General features: G+C 36.9%; 4 protein-coding genes and 1 riboswitch. Of the genes, 3 read left to right on the forward strand and 1 reads right to left on the reverse strand.

Annotated elements, in window-relative coordinates; all coding sequences use genetic code 11:
- Positions 1-133: 133 nt before the first annotated feature.
- Positions 134-236: riboswitch (TPP riboswitch) on the forward strand.
- Positions 237-301: 65 nt separating this feature from the next.
- The 3 genes from thiC to queF all read left to right on the forward strand — a co-directional run bounded on the left by thiC (position 302) and on the right by queF (position 2,594).
- The gene (gene thiC / locus ACPLVE_RS10975; protein WP_424611582.1) at positions 302-1,600 is read left to right on the forward strand and encodes a phosphomethylpyrimidine synthase ThiC; all 1,299 of its coding nucleotides are present in this window, start codon (positions 302-304) and stop codon (positions 1,598-1,600) included.
- A gap of 117 nt (positions 1,601-1,717) precedes the next feature.
- Complete coding sequence (locus tag ACPLVE_RS10980) at positions 1,718-2,200, forward strand: QueT transporter family protein (protein ID WP_424611583.1); 483 nt, start codon at positions 1,718-1,720, stop codon at positions 2,198-2,200.
- On the forward strand, positions 2,190-2,594 hold the full coding sequence (gene queF / locus ACPLVE_RS10985; RefSeq protein WP_022587997.1) for a preQ(1) synthase: 405 nt from the start codon (positions 2,190-2,192) through the stop codon (positions 2,592-2,594). The genes ACPLVE_RS10980 and queF overlap by 11 nt, the downstream gene beginning before the upstream one ends.
- A gap of 57 nt (positions 2,595-2,651) precedes the next feature.
- On the opposite strand, the gene ACPLVE_RS10990 is transcribed toward queF, so the two are convergent.
- Positions 2,652-2,900 carry a hypothetical protein gene (locus tag ACPLVE_RS10990; RefSeq protein ID WP_424611584.1) on the reverse strand — a complete coding sequence of 83 codons (249 nt, stop codon included), beginning with the start codon at positions 2,898-2,900 and terminating at the stop codon, positions 2,652-2,654.
- Positions 2,901-3,061: the final 161 nt, after the last annotated feature.

Genomic DNA, 3,061 nt, shown 5'->3' on the forward strand with positions numbered 1-3,061 from the left:
TTAACGGTGAGGTCAGTTATAAAAATTTTTTACCTACAAAATCTTGACACAGACTGATTATTTAATGAAAGTTGGATTTCGAGAAATTTTGTGATATAATTACTTTAACCTATTCTATTCTAAAAATTAAATACTCAAGTGCTAGGGGAGCCAGAAATGGCTGAGAGGGGATTCGTTCCCGACCCTTAGAACCTGACCAGGGTAATGCCTGCGAAGGGAAGCACGTTTTACGAAATTTGTAAAAAGTGCTCACCTTTTCAGGTGGGCATATTTTATTATTTAATTTAAAGGAGGTTTTGGTATGACTCAATTAGAATATGCTTTATCGGGCATTATTACAAAAGAGATGAAAATAGTTGCAGACTATGAAGATGTGTCTGAAGAATTTGTCCTAGAAGGGGTCAAAAAATGTGAAATAGTAATACCAGCAAATGTTAACCACATAAATCTCGTTCCCAAGGGTATAGGAAAAGGATTGTCAACAAAAGTAAATGCTAACATTGGAACTTCCGATGCCTTTCCTGAAATTAGAAAAGAAATTGAAAAGTTGAAAGTAGCTATAGATGCTGGAGCAGATGCAGTAATGGATTTAAGCACTGGTGGCGATGTTAACAAGTCACGCCGAGAAATAATCAAAAACTCATCTGTACCTGTTGGTACAGTGCCTATGTATCAAGCAGCAGTAGAATCTATATCAAGATACGGCAGCATTGTAGCAATGCCTGAGGAATTTATTTTTAAAGTGATAGAAGAACAAGCAAAAGATGGAGTTGATTTCATCACTGTCCACTGCGGTCTTACTTTAGAATCCCTTAAAAGACTTAAAGACAACAAACGAATTATGAATGTAGTAAGTAGAGGAGGAGCTTTTACAATAGCCTGGATGCTTCATAATGAAAAAGAGAACCCCCTTTATCAATATTTTGATAGGCTTTTAGACATAGCAAAAAAATATGATGTAACGCTGAGTCTTGGGGATGGGCTTCGACCAGGATGTCTTGAAGATGCAACCGATGCAGCTCAAATTCAAGAGCTGATAATTTTAGGCGAACTTGTTAAAAAGGCTAGAGAAGCAGGAGTTCAAGTAATGGTAGAAGGACCTGGTCATGTTCCCATTGATCAAATCGAAGCCAATGTAAAACTACAGAAAAGTCTTTGTTACAATGCTCCTTTTTATGTGCTAGGGCCGGTAGTAACAGATATTGCTCCGGGCTACGATCACATCACTGCTGCAATAGGAGGAGCGATTGCTGCTTTTGCAGGAGCAGATTTTCTGTGTTATGTCACCCCTGCAGAACATCTTGGACTTCCTGACATACAAGATGTCAAAGAAGGTGTCATTGCTGCTAAAATTGCTGCACATGCTGCGGATATAGCAAAAGGTATAAAAAAGGCCAGAGAAAAAGATTTAGCTATGGCAAAAGCTAGGACAAATTTAGACTGGAATGAACAAATACGACTTTCAATTGACCCTGAAAAAGCCGAAAAATACCGTGTAACTAAGAATAAGCCTAATGTGGAGACCTGCAGTATGTGTGGTGAATTCTGTGCCATGAAGATGGTGAGTGAATATTTAGGAACTCCTACTACAACTTGCTAGGAAGCTATTTGTAGTTGAAATTACTCATATAATCATGTTAAAATTAATTACAGTGAGCAACAAAATGCTCACCTGGGTCGCGGTAACCCCAGTTAACAAAACAAGGGAGGTAATTTTGTGTCCAAAAAAAGAATAAAAGATTTAGCTGAAATCGCTCTTGTTGCAGCGATTTATTTTGTACTCACAATTATATTTTCTTCCATTTCGTTTTTACCCGTTCAATTTCGAGTCGGGGAAATTACGAAATCCATTGTAGTATTCAATAAAAAATATGCTATTTCCATGATGATAGGAAATTTTTTTGCAAATTTGTTTAGCCCATTTGCTGGTGCAATGGAATTAATTTTTATGCCTCTTTCGAACTTAATAGGCTGTACAATTGGATACTACATTGGAAGACTTACTCACAAAGCGATAGGAGCTATATTCATAGCCCTTTGGATTGCAGCATCAGTTGCAATTACTTTAAAAGTTTCTGCAGGCATACCATTTATTCCGACTTTCTTAAGCGTGGGAGTAGCGGAAACTGTACTTTTGGTAACTGGATATTTTTTGCTTTTTACAATTGAAAAGAGAGGAGTTGTGAAATTTGACAGATAAATACAAAGAGAGAAGATTTGACATTTACGGTTACGAAAAAATTGACAAAGAAGTTCTAGAATCTATTGAATATGAATATCCTGAAAAAAATACTATCGTGGAGTATATTACCGATGAATTTTCTTCTGTTTGCCCTTGGACAGGATTACCTGACAATGCAAAACTTACTATAAGGTATATACCCCACAAAAAACTTGTAGAACTTAAATCCTTAAAATATTACCTTACATCTTATAGGAATGTAGGTATATTGCAAGAACATGCAATAAACAGAATTTTAGATGATTTGGTGGAACTCCTGCAGCCAAAATTTATGGAAATAATAGGCGAATTTCAAGAAAGAGGAGGAATAGCCACGAGAATTGTGGCAAAGTATGAAAAAGAGGAGTATTAAACTTAAAAGGCTGCCTAAAATTTTGCAGGCAGCTTTTTTATTCATTTTAGTTTTTCTTCAAAATGAGTTTACAGAGAACGATGAGGAAGCATTCAAATACTTGAGAAGCGCTATACGGATTTGTTGATAAGTAGGGTAGTTTAATCCTAGAAATTCGATGAACTTCTCAATGTGATAGCGATGATCTTTCAAAGTGCGAGGTGAAAGGCTATCAGCTTCTTTTACGAGAAGAACTTCTTCAAGGAGCGCTTTCATGTCAATAACTGTCTTTGCAGTTATAGATGAGATGTTTCGGATTTTAGACATAACAAAATGACCCTCCTTTATACCCCTCCGTGGTGCACCACCTTCTTTCTCAGGGCCCACGGATTTTTTGAATTTTAAGGTAGGGTCATCGCTTGCAAATATTGAATTTACAATAATGGCAGGGGAGACAGGACTTGAACCCGCAGCCCACGGTTTTGGAG

The organism is Caldanaerobacter sp. (assembly GCF_049701115.1).
Classification (GTDB): domain Bacteria; phylum Bacillota; class Thermoanaerobacteria; order Thermoanaerobacterales; family Thermoanaerobacteraceae; genus Thermoanaerobacter.

Bases quoted from the DNA above. Each gene is read 5' to 3' on its own strand.
- ACPLVE_RS10990 (WP_424611584.1), bottom strand. From the start codon at position 2,900: ATGTCTAAAATCCGAAACATCTCATCTATAACTGCAAAGACAGTTATT.
- thiC (WP_424611582.1), top strand. From the start codon at position 302: ATGACTCAATTAGAATATGCTTTATCGGGCATTATTACAAAAGAGATG.